This is a genomic window from Mycobacterium sp. PTI7 (genome assembly GCF_056679845.1).
In genome coordinates, this window is the sequence record NZ_CM155252.1 from 382,746 (window position 1) to 404,997 (window position 22,252).

Here is a 22,252-nt window from a genome sequence, read left to right on the forward strand (position 1 = left end):
CTACGATGCCGCGTGACGCCGTACGCCCCCTGGTGGGCTTGACCACCGTCGTGGTGATCCTTGCGATCGTCGCGGGCGCCGTCGTTCTGTTCCGGGGTGACGCGACGAAAACCGTCCCTCTGACCGTGCTTTCGTCACGTGCGGGTCTGGTCATGGGGGCCGATGCGAAGGTCAAACTGCACGGTGCCCAGGTGGGGAAGGTCGACCGCATCGACTGGCTCCCCGACGGGCAGGCCGCCATTCATCTGGCGATGGACCCCTCGGCTCTGTCGCTCATCCCGGCCAACGCGCTGGTCGACATTGCCTCCACGACGGTTTTCGGGTCCAAGTTCGTGCAACTCGTGCCACCTGAGAACCCCTCGCCGCAGCCGATGCACCCAGGACAGGTACTCGACGCCAAGAACGTCACCGTCGAGGTCAACACACTGTTTCAGCAATTGGTGTCGGTGCTGTCGCAGATCGAACCCGACAAGCTCAACGAAACCCTTGGCGCACTGAGCCAATCACTGGACGGGCGCGGGCAGAAGTTCGGGCAGACCCTGGTCGACCTGGACGCGCTCCTGGCGAAGCTCGATCCCAGTCTGCCCAACCTCAGCCACGACATCGCCGTCGCACCGACGGTGATCGACGCCTACGCCGACGCGGCGCCTGACCTGATGGGTCTGGCCGCGAACGCAACCCGGGTCAGTGACACCGTCGCAGAACGCGGGGACGACCTGGACCGGCTGCTGGTCAGCGCGATCGGGCTTGCCGACGTCGGCAACGACGTGCTGTCGACCAACAGTGCACCCCTCACCGACGCCCTGCACCTCTTGCTGCCCTCGACGGCGCTGACCAACCAATACAGTCCGGCCCTGAACTGCGCGCTGGCCGGCCTCGAGCCGTTGGCCACCGGCCCACCCCAACCGCTACCCGGGGTCATGCTCCTGGACTCATTCCTGCTGGGCACCGAACGCTACCGCTACCCCGGAAACCTGCCCAAGGTTGCCGCCAAGGGCGGCCCCCAGTGCATGGACATGCCGAACGTGGGATTCGGCCAGCGGCCCCCGTTCGTCGTGACCGACATCGATGCCAACCCGGCGCAGTACGGCAATCAGGGCATCCTGCTCAACTCGAACGCCCTCAAGGAAGCTCTGTTCGGACCGTTGGACGGTCCGGCGCGCAACACCCCGCAGATCGGTCAGCCCGGATGACGTCATCACGGGTCACTGCCCTGAAGTTCGCGGTGTTCGGCATCATCATGGTTCTGCTGACGGCGATGCTGTTCGTCATCCTCGGCCAGTACCGGACCGGATCGACCAATACCTACACCGCCGTATTCACCGACGCCTCGAGCCTGAAATCCGGCGATTCCGTGCGTATCGCGGGCATCCGCGTCGGCACCGTGCAGGACGTGGCGCTGCAACCGGACAACTCGGTGGAGGTGGCGTTCGACGCCGACCGCGACGTCGTGTTGACCACCTCCACCAAGGTCGCCGTTCGCTATCTCGACCTCGTCGGCAACCGGTACCTCGATCTTCTCGACGCGCCCGGCTCGACCCGCCTGCAGCCAGCCGGATCGTGGATTCCCATCGAACGCACCGAACCCGCCCTCGACCTGGACCTGCTGCTGGGCGGCCTCAAGCCGGTCCTACAGGGACTCAACCCGCAGAACGTCAACGCGCTGACCAATTCGCTGATTCAGATCCTGCAGGGCCAGGGCGGAACCGTCGAATCACTTCTGACGCAGACCTCGTCGTTCACCAACGCGCTGGCAGACAACGGACAAACGGTGCAGCAGATGATCGACAACCTGCAGCAGGTCATGGCCACCGTCGCCAAGGACGGCGACCAGTTCGCCGGCGCCGTCGACCGCCTCGAACAGCTCATCACCGGCCTTTCCCGCGAGCGCGATCCGATCGGGGAAGCGATCACCGCCCTGGACACCGGCACGGCGTCGATTGCCGACCTGCTCACCCAGGCACGGCCACCGCTGGCGGGCACGGTAGACCAGCTCACCCGGATGGCTCCGCTGCTGGCCAACGACGACGACAAGGCGCGGCTGGACCTCGCCTTGCAGAAGGCCCCCGGCAACTACCGCAAGCTGGTGCGGCTGGGCTCCTACGGGGCGTTCATCAATCAGTACCTGTGCGGGATGAACGTGCGCGTCACCGACCTGCAGGGCCGCACCGCGTACTTCCCATGGATCATGCAAAACACCGGCCGATGCGGGGAACCCTGATGCTCAAGTACGCGGGCCCCCGGCTGGCTCGCTCCGGATTCATCGGCGTCGTGCTGATCGCCCTGATCATCGCAGTCGGTCTGCAGCCGCAGCAGCTCATCTCCTGGGCGACGTCGCGGCACCACCAGGCACTGTTCGCCGAAGCCGGCGGACTGACCCCCGGTAACGACGTCAAGGTCTCCGGCGTCACGATGGGCACGGTCACCGGAGTGAGACTCGATCGCGGCAAGGCTCTGGTCGACTTCAGTCTGAACAGCTCCGTGCGGCTGGGTACCGACACCACCGCACACATCAGGACCGGAACCGTACTGGGCGCCCGCATGCTCACCCTGGAACCCGCTGGCGGGCAACCGATGCGGACGTCCGACACGATCCCCCTGTCACAGACTTCGTCGCCCTACTCGCTGACCAACGCCGTCACCGACTTCACGACCAACACCGCGGGAACCGACACCGCCACCCTGACCCAGTCCTTGGACACCCTGTCGGACACCATCGACCGCATGGCCCCCCAGCTCGGGCCGACGTTCGACGGACTGACCCGTGTATCGCAAACCCTCAACGGCCGCAACGAATCACTCGCCGGTCTGCTCAAGAGCGCCGCCGACGTCACCGGCATCCTGTCGGAGCGCAGCGCCCAGGTGAACGCGCTGTTGCTCAACGCCAACGATCTGCTGGGAGTCCTGGATCAACGGCGTTATGCCATCGTCACTCTGCTGGCCAACACCTCGGCGCTGTCTCAACAGCTGTCCGGGTTGGTTGCCGACAACGAGGAAGAGCTGGCGCCGACCCTGGAGAAGTTGAATTCGGTGACCGCCATGCTGGAGAAGAACCGCGACAACATCGCCCAAGCCCTCAAGGGTCTCGCCAAGTACCAGGTCACCCAGGGCGAGTCGGTCAGCAACGGCTTCTACTACAACGCCTTCGTGGGGAACCTCATCCCATCGCAGACCCTGCAACCCTTCTTGGACTACGCCTTCGGATTCCGCCGCGGTGTCAACGCGGGGCAACCTCCTGACAACGCCGGCCCCCGTGCCGAGTTCCCATTTCCGCGAAACGGCATTCCCGGGGGGAGTCGATGACCATCCACCGCAAGACGCCGTCCGGCACAGTGAGCAGGACGTTGGCCAAGCCGCTGCTGATCACGTTGATCGGTCTGCTGGTCGCCGGCACCGCGCTCGTCGCCATCCGCACCGTCAACCGTCCCACCACGATCACGGCCTATTTCACCTCCGCGACCTCGATCTATCCCGGCGACGAAGTGCGGGTCTCGGGGGTCAAGGTCGGAACGATCACTGCCATCGAACCGCAGGGCGCACAAGCCAAGCTGACCATGTCCGTCGATCACGGCGTCCCGATTCCGGCTGACGCCAAGGCAATCATCATGGCGCAGAACTTGGTAGCGGCACGCTACGTGCAGCTCGCCCCGGCCTTCGAGGACTCCGGACCCGTCATGACCGACGGTGCGCAGATCGGTGTCGACCGCACCGCCGTCCCCGTCGAATGGGACCAGGTCAAAGATCAACTAACCCGGCTGGCGACCGACCTGGGACCAGTAGCCGACGCCTCGGGAACGTCGCTGAGCCGTTTCATCGACAGTGCCGCCAACGCCATGAACGGCAACGGGGACAAGCTGCGCCAAGCGCTCAGCCAACTCTCGGGCGCGGCCCGCATCCTCGCCGGCGGCAGCGGCGACATCGCGCAGATCATCACCAGCCTGCAGACCTTCGTCACCGCTCTGCGGGACAGCAACGCTCAGATCGTGGCATTCCAGGACCGCCTCGCGAGCGTCACCAGTGTGATCGACGGAGGCCGCTCCGACCTCGACGCCGCCCTGACCAACCTAGGATCCGCCGTTACCGACGTGCAACGATTCATCGCCGGCAGCCGCGACCAAACCGCCGAACAATTGCAGCGGCTGACCAATGTCACCCAAAACCTCGTCGACAATCGCACCGCTCTGGAGAATGTTCTCCACGTCGCCCCCAACGCGATCGCCAACGGCTACAACATCTACAACCCCGACAGCGGTACCGCGGTGGGCGCCTTCGCACTGTCCAACTTCGCCGACCCCGTGTCGGTGGTGTGCTCGGCGATCGCCGCGGTGAAGAATGCCACCGCAGCCGAAACCTCGAAACTCTGCGCCCAGTACCTCGGCCCGGCCCTGCGGCTCATCAACTTCAACTACCTGCCCGTACCGTTCAACGCCTACCTGCGGAAGGCGCCGAGCCCGGACAACCTGGTCTACACCGACCCGAATCTCTCCCCCGGTGGCACCGGCGGAACTCCAGACATGCCGGTGAACCCGCCCGCGGTGTCGGCGTACACGGGGGCCGGTGACGTCGCACCACCACCGGGCTACAACGCGCCGCCCCGCTCGCCAGGAGCGTTCGCGCCCAACGGATTGCCGGCCAATCCCTCACCGGCCCTGTTCCCGGGTGCCCCGATCCCACCTGGCGTGCCCGACCCGCCCGCACCGCCGCCACCGGCTCCTGGGCCAACCAACCTGCAGGACATGCTGCTACCCGCGGAAGCGGCACCCGCCACAGCACCGCTACCGGCGGCGGAAGGAACACCATGACGAGGCGGCGTTCCACGCGTGCGGTCGCGACGATCACGTCATGCATCGTCCTCGCCGCCACCGGATGCACGTTCAACGGCCTCAATTCACTGCCGCTCCCAGGAACGGTGGGCCGCGGCGCCGACGCGAAGACCTACCACGTCGAACTGACCAACATCGGCACGCTGGAACCCAACTCCCCGGTGCTGATCAGTGACGTCGTCGTGGGAAGCGTCAGCAAGATGACGGTCCGCAACTGGCACGCCGACGTCGAGATCTCCATCAAACCCGACGTCGACGTTCCCGCGAACGTGACCGCCACCGTCGGTCAAACCAGTCTGTTGGGCTCGATGCACCTCGCACTCAACCCACCGTTGGGCCAGTCGCCCTCCGGCGACCTGCCCTCCGGCACCACCATCGGTCTCGACCGCTCCTCGACCTACCCCTCCACCGAACAAACCCTCTCGTCGTTGTCAGTCGTGATCAATGGTGGCGGGCTGGGCAAGATCGGTGACATCGTGACGGAGTTCAACGCTGCGCTCAGCGGCCGCGAAGACCGCATCCGCGACCTCCTCACCCGCCTCGACGACTTCGTGGGCGTACTCGACCGGCAACGCGACGACATCAACGCCTCCATCGCCGCGCTGAACCGACTCGCCGGGACACTGGCCGGCCAGAGCGACGTGATCACCCAAGCGCTACAACGCATACCGCCGGCCCTGGACGTGCTCAACCGCGAACGGCCACGCATCACCACCGCCCTCGAGAAGTTCCGCATCTTCAGCAACACCGCGACCAATCTCATCAACGCCAGCCAAGCCGACCTCGTCGCGAACCTGAAGAATCTCGAACCCACGATCCGCGCACTGGCCGACGTCGGACCGCCCCTGGGCACCGTCTTGGCCTACGTTCCGACCTATCCCTATCCGCAGAACTTCATCGACCGCGCCATCCGCGGCGACTACCTCAACGAGTTCATCACCTTCGACTTCACCATTCCCCGACTCAAGCGCGGCCTATTTCTTGGCACTCGATTCGGGCAAGAAGGCGCCCCACTCGTCCCGGCACCGGGGGATCCGTTCTACGCCAACTACACCAAGGACCCGCTCAACACCCCCATCACGGCACCACCTGCCGCAGTCGCCACCATGCCGCCCCTGGTCGATCCGCCCCAAGACGCCGCGACGGCATCCAACGAGGCCGCCGTTGATCAGGCGTCTCAACCGGCCGACGCCGCACCGGCACCACCGGTCGGTGCGGAAGAACCAGCGCCCGAGACCCACATCGCGGGCGCCGAGCCCGGTCCAGGCCCCGCGCAATCGCCTGCTCCTGCGGCGTCACCCGCGGGACCAACACCCCCCACCGGAGGTGGCACCTAAGTGCTCACACGATTCGTCAGAACACAATTGATCATCTTCACGGTCATCTCGGTGATCGGCATGGCGGTGATGATCGGCGTGTACCTGCAAGCGCCGACCCTCCTGGGCATCGGCCGCATGACGGTCACGCTGCAACTACCGGCCACCGGGGGGCTTTACCAGTTCTCCAACGTCACCTACCGCGGAGTGCAGATCGGCAAGGTCACCGAGGTGCGGCCCACCCGCGAGGGAGCGGTGGCGACGCTGTCGTTGGACACCTCACCGAGGATTCCCGCCGACCTCCACGCCGCCGTCCTCAGCGTCTCGGCAGTCGGCGAGCAATACGTCGACCTTCAACCCGACGACGATGCCGGACCCTACCTTCACGACGGATCGATCATCCCCGCGGCCAACACCTCCATCCCGCAAGCCGTGGGCCCCATGCTCGATCAGGTCAGCGCACTCATCGGCAGCGTGCCGAAGGACAGGATCCGTCCCCTGCTCGACGAGACCTACCGCGGATTCAAGGACGCCGGCTACGACTTCGGCTCGCTGATGGATTCGTCGTCGAAGCTGATCGGCGACGTCAACGCCGTCGCCGACCAGTCCCGAGCCTTGATCGACGACAGCGGCCCGCTCCTCGACGGGCAAGCCCAGTCCGTCGATGCCATCCGAACCTGGGCGCAAAGCCTCAATGGAATCACCGATCAGCTCGTCACCAACGACCCGCAGGTGCGCACCTTGCTGGCGCGCGGCCCCGGGGCCGCCGACGAGGCGTCGCGACTGCTCAACCAGATCAAACCCACCCTGCCCGTTCTGCTCGCGAATCTCACCACCTTGGGCCAGGTCGGCGTCACCTATCAGCCGTCGTTGGAGCAACTACTGGTCTTGCTGCCCCCGACGATCGCTTCCACGCAGTCCTATGGCGCACCGAAGAACAACCCGGTGGGCATGTCACTGGGCGACTTCACCCTCACCGTCGGTGACCCGCCTGCCTGCACCGTCGGGTTCCTCCCGCCGAACATGTGGCGGTCACCGGAGGACACCACCGACATCGACACACCGGACGGGCTGTACTGCAAGCTGCCCCAGGACTCCCCGATCGCCGTGCGCGGCGCGCGCAACTATCCCTGCATGGGTCAACCCGGCAAACGCGCGCCGACGGTTGAGATCTGCAACAGCGACAAGCCCTTCGAGCCGCTGGCGATGCGCCAACACGTCCTCGGTCCCTACCCGATCGACCCCAACCTGATCGCCCAGGGAGTCCCGCCCGACGATCGGGCCGGTCCCGACTCGAACATCTATGGTCCCCTCGACGGCACACCGCCACCGTCGCCTGCACCGGCGCCCGAAGGCGCGCAACCCGGTCTGCCGCCGCCGCCGCCGGCCACATCGCCGGTGGCACCCCAGGGTCCGCCGCCGGCCGGCGAGCCGACACCCGCTCAGGGCGGAACCGCCGTCGCGCCAAGTGCGTTCGAACAGAACGGGTCTGAGGGACCGTCCGTGGCGGTCGCCACCTACGATCCGACGACGGGTCAGTACGCCACTCCCGACGGGCAGGTGTTCCGGCAGGCCGACCTCGCCACGCATCCCGGCCCGAGGTCCTGGAAGGACCTGTTTCCCGCCTGACCTCAGTGGTCACGCCGCGGCACGGGCCCGAGCGGATCGCCGCCACGGCTACGAGCCGATCGTCAGGGGGACCGATGGCGTCAGCCGGTCTTGACCAGCTTGAACGGCATACTGATGAACAGCACTTTGCTGCTACCGCAGGAGCCGCTGATCCCGGTGGTCTGGTCGTCGCCCATCAGCGTCGTCGACGACGGGTCTGCGGCGCTGCCATCGGGGGTTGCGGAAAAGAACCGGTACACCTGCAGCCCCGGGGCCGCAGAGCCGTCGGGACAGGGCTGCCAGTTGTCGACGGTCCTCTTGACGAACCACACGCCACTCTTCTGATAGATCGGCGCGGTCCACCCCCAGTCGCTGCGCACGGTGCCCGTGCACTCGCCGGGGTAGCTGCACGTGGACGTGACCGTCCACACGCTGCGCACACTCGGTTCGTCGTGGAAGACGTCGTTTCGCTTCGACCACTCGCCGTTGGACGTGGCGGTATAGGTGCCGTCGAGCCCCCAGTTGCCGGGGACCCCGACTGCCGGTGCGGCGATCCCCGCCATACCCGCCCCCGCAAGCGCGGCGCTCAGCATCAGTCTGGTCATCCCACGCATGCACATACTCCTTCGTCGTCCGTTGGATCGCGGACGTGACCAGCCTGGCGACGGGGTCCGCCCCGACCCCTACTGTCCGGCGTCTCTCCGCGTTCGTTCCCGAACCTCCCACCTGGTGGACGCCTAGATGGCGCAACGTCTTCGCCATGCCACAGTGGCGAAGTGCGCTTACTGCCGGCGGTCCTCGCCGCTCTCGTGCTCGCCGCTACGTTCCCGCCGGCCACCGCCGCCGCGCAGCCTGCGGCCTGCGACGAGCCGGCGTGCGTTCCCGGCATCACCGGGGGAGTGAGTTTGGGAGCTTCGTGCCCGGACACCGCCTACTTCGTCTTCGGCACCACCTCCTGGGGCCGGCTGGTGTTCTGCGGCTCCCCACGGCGCTACGCACCCCGATACTTCCGGTCGCCGCCGATGGCCGGCATCAAGGACGAAAACAGCGAGTGCGGCGGTCATCTCAACGACGTCGCTCAGGCCCCCGACGGGCTCTTCCTGAGTTGCGCAGCCTCCGACGGCGCTACCCGATGGGTGCGCGGTGACGCGTAACGCCCGCCACGACTCATCGAGAAGCGCATCCGGTGGGGGGCTCCGCGCGGCCATCGCCATGCTCCTGGGGGCAACGGCGGCCGTGCTGCAGGCGGCACCCGTACACGCCGATGAGCCCATCCCAGCTCATCGCGTCACCTATACCGTCACATCCGACGGTCAGCTGGACGTCGACGTGTATTACCGCGAGGTCGACCCACCCACCTGGGCGGAGTACAGCCACAACCCCTACCAGTTCAGCCCCAAAGCCGAAGCCAGCCTGGCGCCGGGGCAGCCCTGGGTGCGCGAGGTCACCCTCATCGATCCCGACCGGTGGGCAATGGTCGCGATCAGCCGCACCTCGACGAGTCGCAGCGGCTCCATCAGATGCACACTTGCCGTCGACGGCGAAACCGTCGCTGCCGCCGAAGGGAACGCCGGAGCCGTGTGTTCCCTGCGTAACTGGTGATCTCTGCCTGTGCACCCTCCCCGGAGACCGGTGGGCGGGACACCCCAGCGAAGCGGCCGAAGGACCCGGCTAACGTCCTGCAAAGTCGCCGGTGCGCACCCCAACCACACGGCGCAGAGAGACGAGGAGGTTGCGGGTGCCGACAAGCAGCCAATCACGGACACAACGCGACCCAGGAAGGCCCGACGCGGGAGATCCATCCGTTGCCGACGCCGCACCGATCGACGACATCGACAGCGCGGTCGAACAAGCCGAAGCCGAAGCGGTCGAGGCCGAGGCGATCGCTGCCGCAGCGCGCACACGCCTCGTCGAACTACGTGCGGCGAAGATCACTGACGAGTCAGAGCTAGCTGACGACGACATCGTTGCCGCCGACGATGCAGCAGGCCCGAATGACCCCTCGCGTCGTCGACGTTGGCACCGCCCACGTGCGTCGACGCTCCTCACCGGCGTGACGCTCCTCGTCGTCTGCACACTTCTCGCCGTCAGCGGGTATCTCTACTGGCAGCACCAGAACGCCGAACGAGAACAACAGCGTCGCGCGGAGTTCGCCGCCGCCGCTGGACAAGCCGTCGTCACCTTGATGTCCATCAACAGCAGTACCGCCCAGGACGACGTTCAACGGATCATCGACAACTCCACCGGCGCGTTCCGCGATGACTTCCAACAGAGCGCGAAGGAGTTCGTCGAAGTCGCCCAGGAATCAAAGGCGGTCACCAAGGCGACGGTCGTCGGCACCGCGGTGGACACCATGACCAAGGACTCGGCAGTGGTCCTGGTAACGGCAGCAACGACCATCACCAATTCCGCAGGGGCCAACGAGCAACCCCGAACGTGGCGCCTGAGCGTCAACGTCATTGACGACGCAGGCCACATCAAGATGTCGAAGGTGGACTTCGTACCGTGACAACGACTTCCGAGCACATTGTCGGTGTCGACGCACCCATCGTCGACGAGGTCGACGAGTTCGACGACAGGACCCTGACACGGGAGAACCATCACGACGGTGATGCCGACGCCGGTCCCGAGGCGGATAACTCACGGCCGAAGCGTGACCGGCTGCGGCGCGCACTACGGTACTGGCGGCAGATCGGCGCGGGTGCCGCGCTCATCGGTTCTGCTGCACTGGCGGCCGGCCTCTACCTCGGTCCGCACCGAAGCGACCAGACCGAGGCCGCAGCCCAGACCACGGTCGCGGCTGCGGCATCCGAGGGTGCCGTCGCGCTGCTGACCTACGCTCCCGACACGCTGGAACCTGACTTGACTGCCGCGCAGTCCCACCTCACCGGAGAATTCCTTACCTACTACAGCGACTTCGCCGAGCAGATCGTGGCGCCGGCGGCCAAGGACAAAGCCGTACACGCCACCGCCACAGTCGTACGCGCCGCCACCGCCGACGTCGACGGTACCCACGCGAAGGTGCTGATCTTCCTCAACCAGTCCACCACCAGCAAGGACAATCCCGAGCCCGCTCAAACCGCGAGTAGTGTGATGGTGGGAATGGCCGAAGTCGCTGGCAAGTGGCTCATTTCGTCGTTCGACCCACTGTGAAGCGCGTTCACGAAAGTCACTGCGGAACGTGCGACCGAGTGTGAGGTAGGCGACGTCCGGTCAGTGGGCAACCTGCACCACGTCGACCCGGCGGCGGGCCACGATATCGGCACACCTGAACACCGCCGGACCGAAGGGTTAGTCGAGTGCCGAGCAGCAACGACGTGGTGACCTACCGCGTGATCGATGGCATCGCCATGGTCACCATGAATCGACCCAGATATCGCAATGCGCAGAACTCGGCCATGACCTACGCCCTGGACGCCGCGTTCGCCCGCGCCGTCGATGACGACGACGTACACGTCATCGTCTTGTCCGGTAACGGCGAGCACTTCAGCGCGGGCCACGACATCGGCACCCCCGAACGCGACCACGACACTCACTATGACAATCGCGCCGTGCTGTGGTGGGACCACCTCGGCAAGCACGCGGGAGACCACCGCTTCGCCCGTGAATCAGAGGTCTATCTGGGCATGTGCCGTCGGTGGCGCGAGATACCGAAACCCGTCATCGCCATGGTGCAGGGCGCCTGCATCGCAGGAGGTCTGATGCTCGCCTGGGTGTGCGATCTGATCGTGGCGGCCGACGACGCATTCTTTGCAGACCCCGTGTTGCTGATGGGCATTCCAGGAGTCGAGTACTTCGCGCACCCGTGGGTCGTCGGCACCCGATTCGCCAAGGAGATGCTCTACACCGGGGGCCGGTTCACCGCGCAGCGGGCCTACGAGCTGGGCATGGTGAACCATGTGGTCCCGCGCGAGCAACTCGAGGATCACACGATGGCGTTGGCGGCCCGGATGGTTGGCATGCCCATGTTCGGCCTCGCATTGGCCAAGAAGGCCGTCAACCAGTGCGAGGACCAGATGGGCCTGCGCAACGGAATGGACGCGGCGTTCGGGCTGCACCACTTCGCCCACGCGCACAACGCCGAGATGGGTACGGGATCACTCGGTGGAATCGACCTTGACGCCATGAAGAGCCGCGCATGACGTCGGTCGGCGATCACTCGGCACACCGTGCACGCCGCCGGACGACGGCACCGTCATGCTGAGCCCAACTGTGCGTGAGCAGTTGGCGGCCGATCTGGCCCGAGCCGAGCGTGACCGGGTGCCGATCCGGCCGCTGACCGACGCGAATCCGGGCATCGACGTGGTCGATGCCTACGAGATCCAGCTGATCAACATCCGTTCGCGGGTGGCGTCGGGGTCTCGGGTGATCGGGCACAAGGTGGGGCTGTCGTCGGAGGCCATGCAGAAGATGATGGGCGTCGACGAGCCCGACTACGGGCACCTGCTGGCCGAGATGGAGGTGTTCGAGGACGTCGCGGTCCCGGCGGGCACGTTCCTCTATCCGCGGGTGGAGGTCGAGGTGGGATTCATCCTGGCCGACGACCTGCCCGGTGAGGGGTGCACCGAGGACGACGTGCTGGCCGCGACGGCGGCGTTCGCGCCGTCGATCGAGTTGATCGACACCCGGATCACCGACTGGAAGATCACGTTGTGCGACACGATCGCGGACAACGCGTCGTCGGCGGGGTGGGTGCTCGGCAGTGAGCGGGTGTCGCCCAAGGACGTCGACGTCAAGAACATCGACGCGGTGTTGACCTGCAACGGCGAGGTCGTGGCGCAGGGGCGCAGTGATGCGGTGCTGGGCAATCCGGTGACCGCGGTGGCGTGGCTGGCGCGCAAGGTCGATCAGTTCGGCGTGCGATTGAAGGCCGGCGACGTCGTCCTGCCGGGGTCGTGCACGCGTGCGATAGATGCTCGTCCCGGTGACGATTTCGTAGCCACGTTCGACGGACTAGGTTCGGTTCGTCTCTCTTTCGAATGACCGTGTCAATGAGGAGAAGTCATGCCTGACAAGGCAACCGTCGCGATCGTCGGGTCCGGCAACATCAGTACCGACCTGCTCTACAAGCTGCTGGGTTCGGACTGGCTGGAGCCGCGGTGGATGATCGGCATCGACCCCGACAGCGAAGGCCTGGCGCGTGCGCGCAAGCTCGGGTTGGAGACCAGCCACGAGGGTGTGGACTGGCTTCTCGCGCGCGACGAGCGCCCCGATCTGGTGTTCGAGGCGACCAGTGCCTACGTGCACCGCGACGCCGCTCCGCGCTACGCAGAGGCGGGCATCCGGGCGATCGACCTGACCCCGGCGGCGGTGGGGCCCGGGGTGATTCCGCCGGCGAACCTGCGCGAGCACCTCGACAGTCCGAACGTCAACATGGTCACCTGCGGTGGGCAGGCCACCATCCCGATGGTCTACGCGGTGTCCCGTGTCGTGGACGTGCCCTACGCGGAGATCGTGGCGTCGGTGTCCTCGGCGTCGGCGGGGCCGGGGACGCGGGCCAACATCGACGAGTTCACCAAGACCACCAGCCGGGGCATCGAGGTCATCGGCGGCGCCACCCGGGGCAAGGCGATCATCATCCTCAATCCGGCCGAGCCGCCGATGATCATGCGCGACACCATCTTCTGCGCGATCCCCGAGGACGCCGATCAGGATGCGATCACGGCGTCGATCACCGACGTCGCGGCGCAGGTGCAGACCTACGTGCCGGGGTACCGGTTGCTCAACGAGCCGCAGTTCGACCCGCCCTCGATGCACTCGGGTGGACAGGCGTTGGTGACGGTCTTCGTGGAGGTGGAGGGTGCCGGTGATTACCTGCCGCCGTATGCGGGGAACCTCGACATCATGACCGCCGCGGCCACCAAGGTGGGCGAGGAGATCGCCAAGGAAGTTCTGGCTGCGACCACGGGGGGACACGCATGAGCATCAGCGAGGACATCTACTTCGACGCCAGCTGGGACGTGCGGATGACCGACACGTCGCTGCGCGACGGGTCCCATCACAAGCGTCATCAGTTCACCGCCGACGAGGTGCGGTCGATCGTCGCGGCCCTCGACGCTGCGGGGGTGCCGGTCATCGAGGTCACCCACGGCGATGGGTTGGGCGGGTCGAGCTTCAACTACGGCTTCTCCAAGACCCCGGAGCAGGAGCTGATCAAGCTCGCGGCCGAGACGGCCACCGAATCGAAGATCGCGTTCCTGATGCTGCCGGGTCTGGGCACGAAGGACGACATCGCCGAGGCGCAGCAGAACGGCGGGTCGATCTGCCGGGTCGCCACGCACTGCACCGAGGCCGACGTGTCGGTCCAGCACTTCGGGTTCGCCCGCGACCGCGGCCTGGAGACCGTCGGGTTCCTGATGATGGCCCACACGATCCCGCCGGAGAAGCTCGCCGCCCAGGCCCGCATCATGGCCGACGCAGGTTGTCAGTGCGTCTACGTCGTGGATTCGGCGGGGGCGTTGGTGCTCGAGGGCGTCGCCGATCGGGTCGCGGCGCTGGTCGCGGAGTTGGGCGACGATGCCCAGGTCGGGTTCCACGGTCACGAGAACCTTGGCCTGGGTGTGGCGAACTCGGTGGAGGCGGTCCGTGCGGGCGCCAAACAGATCGACGGCAGCACCCGGCGCTTCGGCGCGGGTGCGGGCAACGCGCCGGTCGAGGCGATGATCGGGGTGTTCGACAAGATCGGCGTCAAGACCGGCATCGACTTCTTCGAGATCGCCGACGCCGCCGAGGACGTCGTGCGCCCCGCGATGCCCGCCGAATGCCTCCTGGATCGAAATGCCCTGGTCATGGGCTACTCCGGGGTGTACTCCAGCTTCCTCAAGCATGCCATCCACCAGTCCGAACGCTACGGCGTGCCCGCCCACCAGCTGCTCCACCGGGCCGGACAGCGCAAGTTGATCGGCGGCCAGGAAGATCAACTCATCGACATCGCCCTCGAAATCAAGCGCGAACAGGACGCCTCGGCAACCACCGGCTGACGGGCACCCATAGCGGTCCACCAACGCCCGCACAGCCACGATCGACAACCCGGAGACACGCCGTGCCGATAGACCTCGACACCGCGCTTGGTGCTGAGCTGCCGCCCATCGAATTCTCGTGGACGGGCAACGATGTCCAGCTGTACCACCTGGCACTCGGTGCCGGCCGAGATCCCCTGGACCCGCGCGAACTACGGTATCTGCGCGACCGGCATCCGCAGGTGTTGCCCACCTTCGGGAACGTGGCACAGACCTTCCACGACACCGACTCACCAAGAGTTCGTTTTCCTGGGATCGACATCGAGCTGTCTAAGGTGCTGCACGCCAGCGAGGCCATCTCGGTGGCTGGGCCGATTCCTGCGTCCGGCTCGGGCGTCGCCGTCACCCGATTCACCGACCTCTGGGACAAGGGCAGCGCAGCCGTCATCTGGTCGGAGACCACGGTCACCACACCCGCGGGTCGGCCGTTGTGGACCCAGAAGCGCTCTATCTTCGCCCGCGGCGAGGGTGGGTTCGGTGGTGACCGAGGCCCGTCGAGCAACCGCCTCACTCCCGATCGCGAGCCCGACGTCCAGGCGAACATCTCGGTGATGCCGCAACAGGCCTTGCTCTACAGAATGTGCGGGGATCGCAACCCCCTGCATTCAGATCCTGACTTCGCCTCCGCTGCAGGCTTTTCGAAGCCCATCCTGCACGGGCTGTGTACCTATGGGATGACGTGCAAGGCGATCACCGACGCACTGCTCGATGGAAATTGTGCCGCCGTCGACTCCTTTGGTGCTCAATTCGCCGGTGTCGTGTATCCCGGTGAGACGCTCCAGGTGAATATGTGGCGCGCGCCAGGACGAGTAATCGCGAGTGTCGTCGCCCCGCAGCGCGATCACGGGAACGTCCTCGCCAACGTGCAGCTGTGCACCACCTGAAGTCTGCTTCGGAAGACAGGCTGTGGCCGCACGCAACACTGGGCTCGGCAGGACGCACCGCCGGACTCGTGTGCTGCTTGCTTCACCCTGCCCGGCTAGTGGGAGACCAAGCCCCAGCTAGTCGTCGCCGCAATACGCTCGTGCAATGTCGATCGTCGCTGTCGAAGGTGAGCCTCTGACGCCCGCCAGTCTGCTCGATCCCCGGGACGCCATCGTGGCCAACTCGGGCATCTTCCAAGGCGTCGACCGCAGCGCAGTCACGGCGTTGATGGCGGAACTGCAACCCATCGAATTTCCCCGCGGACACGAAATCTTTGCCGAGGGTGCGCCCGGCGACCGGTTGTACATCATCGTCGAAGGCAAGGTGAAGATTGGCCGTCGTTCCCCGGACGGCCGCGAGAATCTGCTCACGATCATGGGCCCTTCAGACATGTTCGGTGAGTTGTCGATATTCGATCCGGGCCCGCGAACATCGAGCGCCACGACCATTACGGATGTTCGCGTCGCGTCCATGGATCGCAGGGCCCTCAAAGGATGGGTCGCCGAGCGACCGCAGATCACCGAGCAGCTGCTGCGCGTCCTAGCGCATCGATTGAGAAGGACGAACAACGACCTCGCCGACCTCATCTTCACCGATGTTCCCGGCCGTGTCGCCAAGCAACTCATGCATCTCGCGCGACGGTTCGGTACCCAGGAAGACGACGTTCTCCACCTCACCCACGATCTGACTCAGGAGGAGATCGCGCAACTCGTCGGGGCATCTCGCGAAACCGTCAACAAAGCGTTGTCCGACTTCGTCAGTCGTCGATGGATTCGCCTCGATGGCAAAGCCGTCATCATCTTGGATCCCGAACGGCTCGCGCAGCGCGCTCGTCGCTGAACTCCCGTGGTGATTGAAGGATGCGCGCCGTCATTTCACAGTCAGACGCTTTGGAGGCATCGATGAAATCCTTGAGAGTTGCGGTCGGCCTGGCCGCGTTGATCACACTTCTTCCCGCGCACCAAACAGCCTCCGCTGCAGTCAGTATGCCCATCGGGAATTATGAGGCGAATATCGTCGGCCGCTATGACTTCCACAAGTGGGTGTGGGCAGTGGCAGCCTGTCCCGTAGACGACGACTGCGTCCACGTCGTTACCATCCCGCGGCCCGTCGCCAAAGCGTTCAGCGCCGACGTGGACGCTTCGTTGCGTGATGGCCGCTACACGATGATCGTGGATGACCCCTTCGGGCTCCGTTGCGACAACGTGTATTACGGACGAACCATCCTCACGCATGACACGTATTCCTGGGACGCGGCGACCTTGACGGGAACGGTGACCTCATCGTTCCCGGTGGGCTGCAATGGCGAACCGGCCGGCGACTATACGTACCCGCTGCAACTGCAACGGATGTGATGTCGCAAGGCGGTAACAACGCATACCGTTTGAACGTGCAGCAAGAAGTTCTCCACATCTGAGTGAGCGCCAAACGCCGCACGACGAAGACCTCGCGTGGCTGCAGTTGGTTGCGTGTGATCAGGGCGCGGTGCGGGGGCCGGACGGGTCATCCGGCGGCGAGCGCGCCCGCCAGCCAGGTCGCGGACCGTGCGACGATCTCGGCGAAGTGGTTCGAGAGGATCTCGTAGTGCTGGCCGGGGTACTCGACGAGTTCCTTGGGTTCGGGGATGCGATCGAACATCTCGCGGGCCTCCTCGACGGGGGCGACCGTGTCCTGGGCGGCGAGGATCATCAGGGTGGGCTGGGTGATGCGTTCGGCGTACGCGCGAACCTCCATCTCGTAGAGGCGGTCCAGGGTCGCGACGGCGATCTCGTTCCGGAAGCTCGGCAGATGGTGGATCATGTTCTCCACGAACTCGATTCCCTCGTGGTCGCTGAACATCACCGGTCGGCCCGGTTCCGGGGCTCCGTGCAGTCGGATCATCGCGGCGGGCTCGCCGAGGAGCCGGGCTCGCCGGTCGACGGGGATGCGGGCCTCGAGTTCGGCGAGGGTGTCGGTGGGCTGCAGGGCCCGCGCACTCCAGCCGCTGACGGGTGGGATCACGGCCGTGACCGCCTTGACGCGCCGGTCGGTCGCCGCGACGAACATCGCGTTTGCGCCGCCGATACTGATGCCCCACAGCGCGATTCGATCGGCATCGATGTCGTCGCGAAGCGTCAGGTGTGTGATGACGTCCCGCATGTCGCGGCATTGCTGCCACGGGTCGAACAGTTGTCGTGGTTCACCGTCGCTGTAGCCGGTGCAGCGGTGGTCGTAGCTGAGGCAGGCCAGCCCGGCGGCGGTGAAGGCCGGCGCCAGTGCGTAGTTGGACTCGGCGGGTCCGCCGAGTCCGGGTTGCAGAATCACCAGCGGTGCCGGGCGCTCGGCGTCGTCGGGCAGTGACAATCTGCCGCGCAGGGTCAGCCCGGACACGGTGAACTCGACGTCGTGATCTATCGGCATGGTTGTCTCCTTGGTCGGTGTGGTGGTCACCGCGTCGTGGCGTACAGGTGCGCGGGGCGGAAGGCGGCGTCGGAGGCCTGGGGGTCGATCGATGCCCGCAGGATCGGGAAGACCTCGGCGCGCATGTCGCGCTCGTACCCGGCAATGGCCTCGACCACGTCGGTGCCGTGTTCGTCGGCGTGCTGCAGTCGTCCCACCAAGGCCGCCGCGTCGCGCAGGGCGCTGTTTGCGCCGGCGCCGAAGGTGGGTGGCATGGCATGAATGGCGTCGCCGATCAACGTGACCCTGCTCGCGGCCCAGGGCGGCGCCGGTTGCAGATGTCGCACCGACAGCGGGAACAAGGTGGTGACGTCGACCTGGTCGACGAGGTCGACCAGTCCCGGGTGCCAGCCGCGTACCGCGCGGCGCATCACGTCGTGCAACCGTTCGGGGGCGGCCCGCCAGAGATCCGGTATGCCGGCGACGAGTGGGCTGTGCCGCGGGAAGGTGAAGTTCACCATCATGTACGGGTCGACGGCGTCGACGTCGGCGCCCGGGGCGAGTTCAGCTGCGGCCTCGGCGATGGGCCGTCGCGGTTGGTATGCGCCGAAGACGAATCGGACCCCCTCGGGACTGGCGGCGGACGCGAAGCCGTCGAAGAGCGCCTCGGGGAGTCGTGCGATCAGCGCGTCCGTCAGCGGTGCGCGGGCCGACAGTCCACGACCACCGGTGTCGACGACGTCGACGTCCGGAAGCAACTGGCGGCGGACCACCGAGTTGATGCCGTCCGCGGCGACCAGGACGTCGCCGCGTGCCACGCTGCCGTCGGCGAGCAGGAGCCGGACCTCGTGGTCGTCCGACTCGAATCCGGTGACGGTCCTGCCGAATTCGACGGTGTCGTCGAGTCCGACGGCCATGATCTGACGCAGGGTGCGCCGGTTGACGGCGGTGTGCGGACGGACCGGATCGTTCAGCGGGCCGATGTGCGGTCGAGCGCCCAGTTCACGACCCTGGTCGTCGAGCATCACGAACGCTTCCCGGCGGGCGTTGACCCGCGACGTCTGCGCGTACAGCTCGTACAGGTTCCCGGGTAGGCACTGCCGGAGGGCGTCCCCGCCCGCGGCATTCATGTGCAATCGGTATCCGGTGGAGACGATTCCCGGCGCGACTTCGTACACGCTGCAATCGATTCCGGCCTTCCGGAGTCCCTGGGCCAGGCACAATCCGCCGATCCCGGCTCCGGCGATCACGACGCGCAGCGATGACATTCTTCTCCTCGGATGTCGGACGGCCCGTCGAGGTGAGGGGCTGAACACGATCAAGTCTGCGGCGTCCGGAAGCATTGGTGAAGGCGAACTTGGCTATGGTGGGTATAGACGGTGTCGATACCTCAGGGGAGGGTGCGTGGCGATCGATCTGAACCTCATGGTGTCGCTGGATGCGCTCCTGCAGGAGCGCAGCGTCACCCGGGCGGCGCAGCGCTTGGGGTTGAGTCAGCCGACGCTGAGCGCGGCTCTGGCGCGACTGCGCCGGCACTTCGGCGACGAACTGCTCACCAGGGTGGGCAACGCGTACGTCCTCACGCCGCTGGGGGAGCGCCTGGTTCAGCAGACCGGCGAGGCCCTCAGCTGGTCGGACCGGGTGTTCGGAACGCGCTCGGGCTTCGATCCCCTGCAGTCGGAGCGTCGGTTCACGCTCGTCGTAACCGATTGCCACCTACCGGTGTTCGGCCGCGTGCTCGCCGACCTGTTCGCCGAGCACGCTCCCGGTGTGCGGCTGGACTTCCAGCACAGCACCAATGCCTTCGTTCAGGGGGCGGAGGAGAACATGCGCACGGTGGATGCCGTGGTGCTCCCGCAGGGCGTGCTGGCGAACATGCCGTCGATGAACCTCTACCGGGACCGCTGGGTGTGCATCGTCTCGGCGCGCGACGGCACTCCCGAGGCCTTGACGCGTGCAGAGCTGGCCGGCAGGCCGTGGGTGGTGGCCTACGAGCATCCCTTCTCCACGTTGTCGCCCATGCCTCGCCTCCTGGCCGAGGACGTGACCATCCGTCCGGCGATCACCACCGAGGACTTCCTCGCGGTGCCGTACCTCGTCGCCGGTACCGACCGCATCGGGTTGGTTCCCGAACAGGTGGCACGGTTGCATTCCGGGCCGACGGTGTCCGTGGTCGACCTGCCCTTCGAGATGGGGTACCTGGTGGAGTCGCTGTGGTGGCATCCCACCCACGAACGCGACCCCGCCCACATTTGGCTGCGCCACATGGCATCTCGTGCCGGCCGCCAGGTCGAGGCCGGTGGACTCCCCGAGTGGGGCGCCACCGTCGGTCGGTCGACCGAATTCCCGTAGGCGCCGCGAGCCCGTCGGACGGTCACCTTGCGAGTAGACCGGTCGGGATAGTACGGTTCGATCGTCGTTAGATCAATCGGTCTACCGTACGTCAGAACCTCCCGACGCGAAGGATGGCTCAGTGAACGCACGGACTCGGTGGGACGCGATCGTGGTCGGTTCCGGACTCGGCGGGCTGTCCGCGGCGGCGTATCTGTCGGCCGCGGGCCGACGCGTCCTGTTGCTGGAGCAATACACGACGCTGGGCGGCTCGTCGCACGTCTTCGCGCGGCGCGGGCAGTGGGAGTTCGACTGCGGCGTCCACTACGTCGGTGATTGCGGGCCGGACGGCATCGTGACCGCGATGATGCACGGGGTGGGCCTCGGCGATCGAATCACGTGGCTGCCCATGGATCAGAGCGGTTTCGATCGCATCATCGGCCCGGGTCTGGAACTGGCGACACCGGTCGGCTGGGACGCGTACCTGGTCAACCTGCTCGACACCTTCCCCGACGAGAAGCGGGCGGTGCGTCGCTTCCACGGCCTCATGCGCCGCATCGGTGAAGCGCACGACCGTACCGACATGGACACGGCCCTCGGGATGGCGCGGTGGGCCGCGCGTGCGGGCAGGGCGGCGCCGTTCATGGCGGTGCCGTATGCGGCGGCACTCGCGGCCTGCGGGCTGTCGGCGCGGGCGACCTACGTCCTCTCGGCGCAGACCGGCGCGCTGGCGTGCAGTCCCATGGTGCTGCCGACCGCCGCCATGGGCGCGTTCTTCCAGGACTACGTTGGGCGTGGCTCCTACTACCCGAAGGGTGGTGGGCAGATGCTGGCCGCTGGGTTCGCCGAGGTGGTGACCGCCCACGGCGGGTCCATCCGCACCGGCGCCGAGGTGGCTGAGATCGTCCTCGGCGACGGCAGGGTGACGGGCGTGCGATTGACCGACGGCGATTTCCTGTCCTCGAACACGGTGGTCTCGGACGCCGACATCATCAAGACCTACACGGATCTCGTTGGCTTCGAGCAGCTTCCGAAGCGCTTCCAACGGCGGGTGCGGAAGTGGACGATGTCCCAACCGCTGATCAACGGCTTCTTCGGCGTGGAGATCGACCTCGCCGACAGTCCGAACAGCAATTACTTCGCCATCCCCGACTGGAGCGCCGCGGATTCACTTCGCTCGTTGGCGAGCTTCGGCAGGACGGTGATGGGTGGCAGTGGGTACGACTCCGGCGAGGCGTGGGCGCGGGAGATGGCGCAGCGGCAGCCGATGTTCGTGCAGTCGTCCTCGCGGCGAGACCCGTCGAATCACCGCGCCGCCCCGTCGGGACACGCCACGATCGAAGTCCAGACCATCACCCCCGCGGATCCGCGACTGTGGGGGTTCGACGGCTACGACGTCGCCTCGGGCGGATACAGCCAGGATCAGCATTACCGGGACGTCAAGAAGATCATCGTCGACGGCATGCTCGAACGGATGGAACAGGCGTTTCCAGGATCGTCGTCGAAGGTGAAGCTCAGCGAACTGGGCAGCCCGGCAACGCAAACCCGCTTCGTCAACAACACCGGGGGTGCTCCGTTCGGGCTCCAGACCAAGCTGTCGCAGGCGGGTCCCCTACGGCCGGGCGACACGACGCCGATCCCCGGACTCTTCACCGTCGGCACCAGCACCGCGTGGGGCCCCGGGACCGTCGGGTCCATGATCAGCGGAGTGCATGCCGCCGGCACCATCGTCGGACGAGACCTGCTCGCCGACATCCGCGGTGGACGACGGATCGCGGACGGCTCGGCACTATCGGCCTGGGACGCCGACTTCGACCCGTTCGACACCACGCGGGCGCTGCACGACCACTGA

22 protein-coding genes are annotated in these 22,252 nt (G+C 66.4%); 19 read left to right on the top strand and 3 right to left on the bottom strand.

Annotated elements, in window-relative coordinates; translation table 11 throughout:
• The first annotated feature begins 5 nt into the window (after positions 1-5).
• From AC1MEY_RS01820 to AC1MEY_RS01845, 6 genes are read left to right on the top strand one after another with little or no spacing between them, the layout of a single operon-like run.
• Positions 6-1,193, top strand: coding sequence for an MCE family protein (locus AC1MEY_RS01820; protein WP_480229048.1), 1,188 nt, complete (start codon positions 6-8; stop codon positions 1,191-1,193).
• Positions 1,190-2,221 carry an MCE family protein gene (locus AC1MEY_RS01825; protein WP_480229049.1) on the top strand — a complete coding sequence of 344 codons (1,032 nt, stop codon included), beginning with the start codon at positions 1,190-1,192 and terminating at the stop codon, positions 2,219-2,221. Before AC1MEY_RS01820 ends, AC1MEY_RS01825 begins: the two co-directional genes overlap by 4 nt.
• On the top strand, positions 2,221-3,303 hold the full coding sequence (locus AC1MEY_RS01830) for an MCE family protein (protein WP_480231255.1): 1,083 nt from the start codon (positions 2,221-2,223) through the stop codon (positions 3,301-3,303). The genes AC1MEY_RS01825 and AC1MEY_RS01830 overlap by 1 nt, the downstream gene beginning before the upstream one ends.
• Entirely contained in the window at positions 3,300-4,802 is a 1,503-nt protein-coding gene (locus AC1MEY_RS01835; RefSeq protein ID WP_480229050.1) for an MCE family protein, read from the top strand. The genes AC1MEY_RS01830 and AC1MEY_RS01835 overlap by 4 nt, the downstream gene beginning before the upstream one ends.
• Positions 4,799-6,160 (top strand): MCE family protein, encoded by a 1,362-nt coding sequence (locus tag AC1MEY_RS01840; protein WP_480229051.1) that lies wholly within the window; start codon positions 4,799-4,801, stop codon positions 6,158-6,160. Before AC1MEY_RS01835 ends, AC1MEY_RS01840 begins: the two co-directional genes overlap by 4 nt.
• Complete coding sequence (locus AC1MEY_RS01845; RefSeq protein WP_480229052.1) at positions 6,161-7,768, top strand: MCE family protein; 1,608 nt, start codon at positions 6,161-6,163, stop codon at positions 7,766-7,768. It abuts the gene before it with no gap.
• Positions 7,769-7,848: 80 nt separating this feature from the next.
• Here AC1MEY_RS01845 and AC1MEY_RS01850 read toward each other — a convergent pair whose 3' ends face one another.
• Positions 7,849-8,361: an Rv2253/PknI dimerization domain-containing protein gene (locus AC1MEY_RS01850; RefSeq protein ID WP_480229053.1), complete on the bottom strand. Its 513-nt coding sequence runs from the start codon at positions 8,359-8,361 to the stop codon at positions 7,849-7,851.
• A gap of 162 nt (positions 8,362-8,523) precedes the next feature.
• Between AC1MEY_RS01850 and AC1MEY_RS01855 the strand changes: the two genes are divergently transcribed.
• The 11 genes from AC1MEY_RS01855 to AC1MEY_RS01905 all read left to right on the top strand — a co-directional run bounded on the left by AC1MEY_RS01855 (position 8,524) and on the right by AC1MEY_RS01905 (position 17,045).
• Positions 8,524-8,901 carry a hypothetical protein gene (locus tag AC1MEY_RS01855; RefSeq protein ID WP_480229054.1) on the top strand — a complete coding sequence of 126 codons (378 nt, stop codon included), beginning with the start codon at positions 8,524-8,526 and terminating at the stop codon, positions 8,899-8,901.
• A 58-nt stretch (positions 8,902-8,959) separates the two neighbouring features.
• Positions 8,960-9,349: a hypothetical protein gene (locus AC1MEY_RS01860; protein WP_480229055.1), complete on the top strand. Its 390-nt coding sequence runs from the start codon at positions 8,960-8,962 to the stop codon at positions 9,347-9,349.
• 136 nt (positions 9,350-9,485) lie between these two features.
• Positions 9,486-10,256 (top strand): hypothetical protein, encoded by a 771-nt coding sequence (locus tag AC1MEY_RS01865; protein WP_480229056.1) that lies wholly within the window; start codon positions 9,486-9,488, stop codon positions 10,254-10,256.
• Positions 10,253-10,900, top strand: coding sequence for a twin-arginine translocation pathway signal (locus AC1MEY_RS01870; protein WP_480229057.1), 648 nt, complete (start codon positions 10,253-10,255; stop codon positions 10,898-10,900). The genes AC1MEY_RS01865 and AC1MEY_RS01870 overlap by 4 nt, the downstream gene beginning before the upstream one ends.
• Before the next feature lie 197 nt (positions 10,901-11,097).
• The gene (locus AC1MEY_RS01875; protein WP_480231256.1) at positions 11,098-11,889 is read left to right on the top strand and encodes an enoyl-CoA hydratase; all 792 of its coding nucleotides are present in this window, start codon (positions 11,098-11,100) and stop codon (positions 11,887-11,889) included.
• A gap of 55 nt (positions 11,890-11,944) precedes the next feature.
• The gene (locus AC1MEY_RS01880) at positions 11,945-12,730 is read left to right on the top strand and encodes a 2-keto-4-pentenoate hydratase (protein WP_480229058.1); all 786 of its coding nucleotides are present in this window, start codon (positions 11,945-11,947) and stop codon (positions 12,728-12,730) included.
• A 21-nt stretch (positions 12,731-12,751) separates the two neighbouring features.
• Complete coding sequence (locus tag AC1MEY_RS01885) at positions 12,752-13,669, top strand: acetaldehyde dehydrogenase (acetylating) (protein WP_480229059.1); 918 nt, start codon at positions 12,752-12,754, stop codon at positions 13,667-13,669.
• Positions 13,666-14,727, top strand: a complete 1,062-nt coding sequence (gene dmpG, locus AC1MEY_RS01890) for a 4-hydroxy-2-oxovalerate aldolase (RefSeq protein WP_480229060.1) — start codon at positions 13,666-13,668, stop codon at positions 14,725-14,727. The genes AC1MEY_RS01885 and dmpG overlap by 4 nt, the downstream gene beginning before the upstream one ends.
• A 62-nt stretch (positions 14,728-14,789) precedes the next feature.
• Positions 14,790-15,650, top strand: coding sequence for a MaoC/PaaZ C-terminal domain-containing protein (locus AC1MEY_RS01895; protein ID WP_480229061.1), 861 nt, complete (start codon positions 14,790-14,792; stop codon positions 15,648-15,650).
• A 145-nt stretch (positions 15,651-15,795) separates the two neighbouring features.
• Complete coding sequence (locus AC1MEY_RS01900) at positions 15,796-16,530, top strand: Crp/Fnr family transcriptional regulator (RefSeq protein ID WP_480229062.1); 735 nt, start codon at positions 15,796-15,798, stop codon at positions 16,528-16,530.
• 146 nt (positions 16,531-16,676) lie between these two features.
• Positions 16,677-17,045 (top strand): hypothetical protein, encoded by a 369-nt coding sequence (locus tag AC1MEY_RS01905; protein WP_480231257.1) that lies wholly within the window; start codon positions 16,677-16,679, stop codon positions 17,043-17,045.
• Positions 17,046-17,193: 148 nt separating this feature from the next.
• Here the strand turns inward: AC1MEY_RS01905 and AC1MEY_RS01910 are convergent, their stop codons facing one another.
• Positions 17,194-18,090, bottom strand: coding sequence for an alpha/beta hydrolase (locus AC1MEY_RS01910; RefSeq protein ID WP_480229063.1), 897 nt, complete (start codon positions 18,088-18,090; stop codon positions 17,194-17,196).
• Between the two features lie 26 nt (positions 18,091-18,116).
• Entirely contained in the window at positions 18,117-19,337 is a 1,221-nt protein-coding gene (locus AC1MEY_RS01915) for an FAD-dependent oxidoreductase (protein ID WP_480229064.1), read from the bottom strand.
• Positions 19,338-19,473: 136 nt separating this feature from the next.
• Here AC1MEY_RS01915 and AC1MEY_RS01920 point away from each other — a divergent pair, with 136 nt between their 5' ends.
• A complete protein-coding gene (locus AC1MEY_RS01920) occupies positions 19,474-20,421 on the top strand; it encodes a LysR family transcriptional regulator (protein WP_480229065.1) in 948 nt (315 codons plus the stop codon).
• Between the two features lie 121 nt (positions 20,422-20,542).
• Positions 20,543-22,252 carry a phytoene desaturase family protein gene (locus tag AC1MEY_RS01925; RefSeq protein WP_480229066.1) on the top strand — a complete coding sequence of 570 codons (1,710 nt, stop codon included), beginning with the start codon at positions 20,543-20,545 and terminating at the stop codon, positions 22,250-22,252.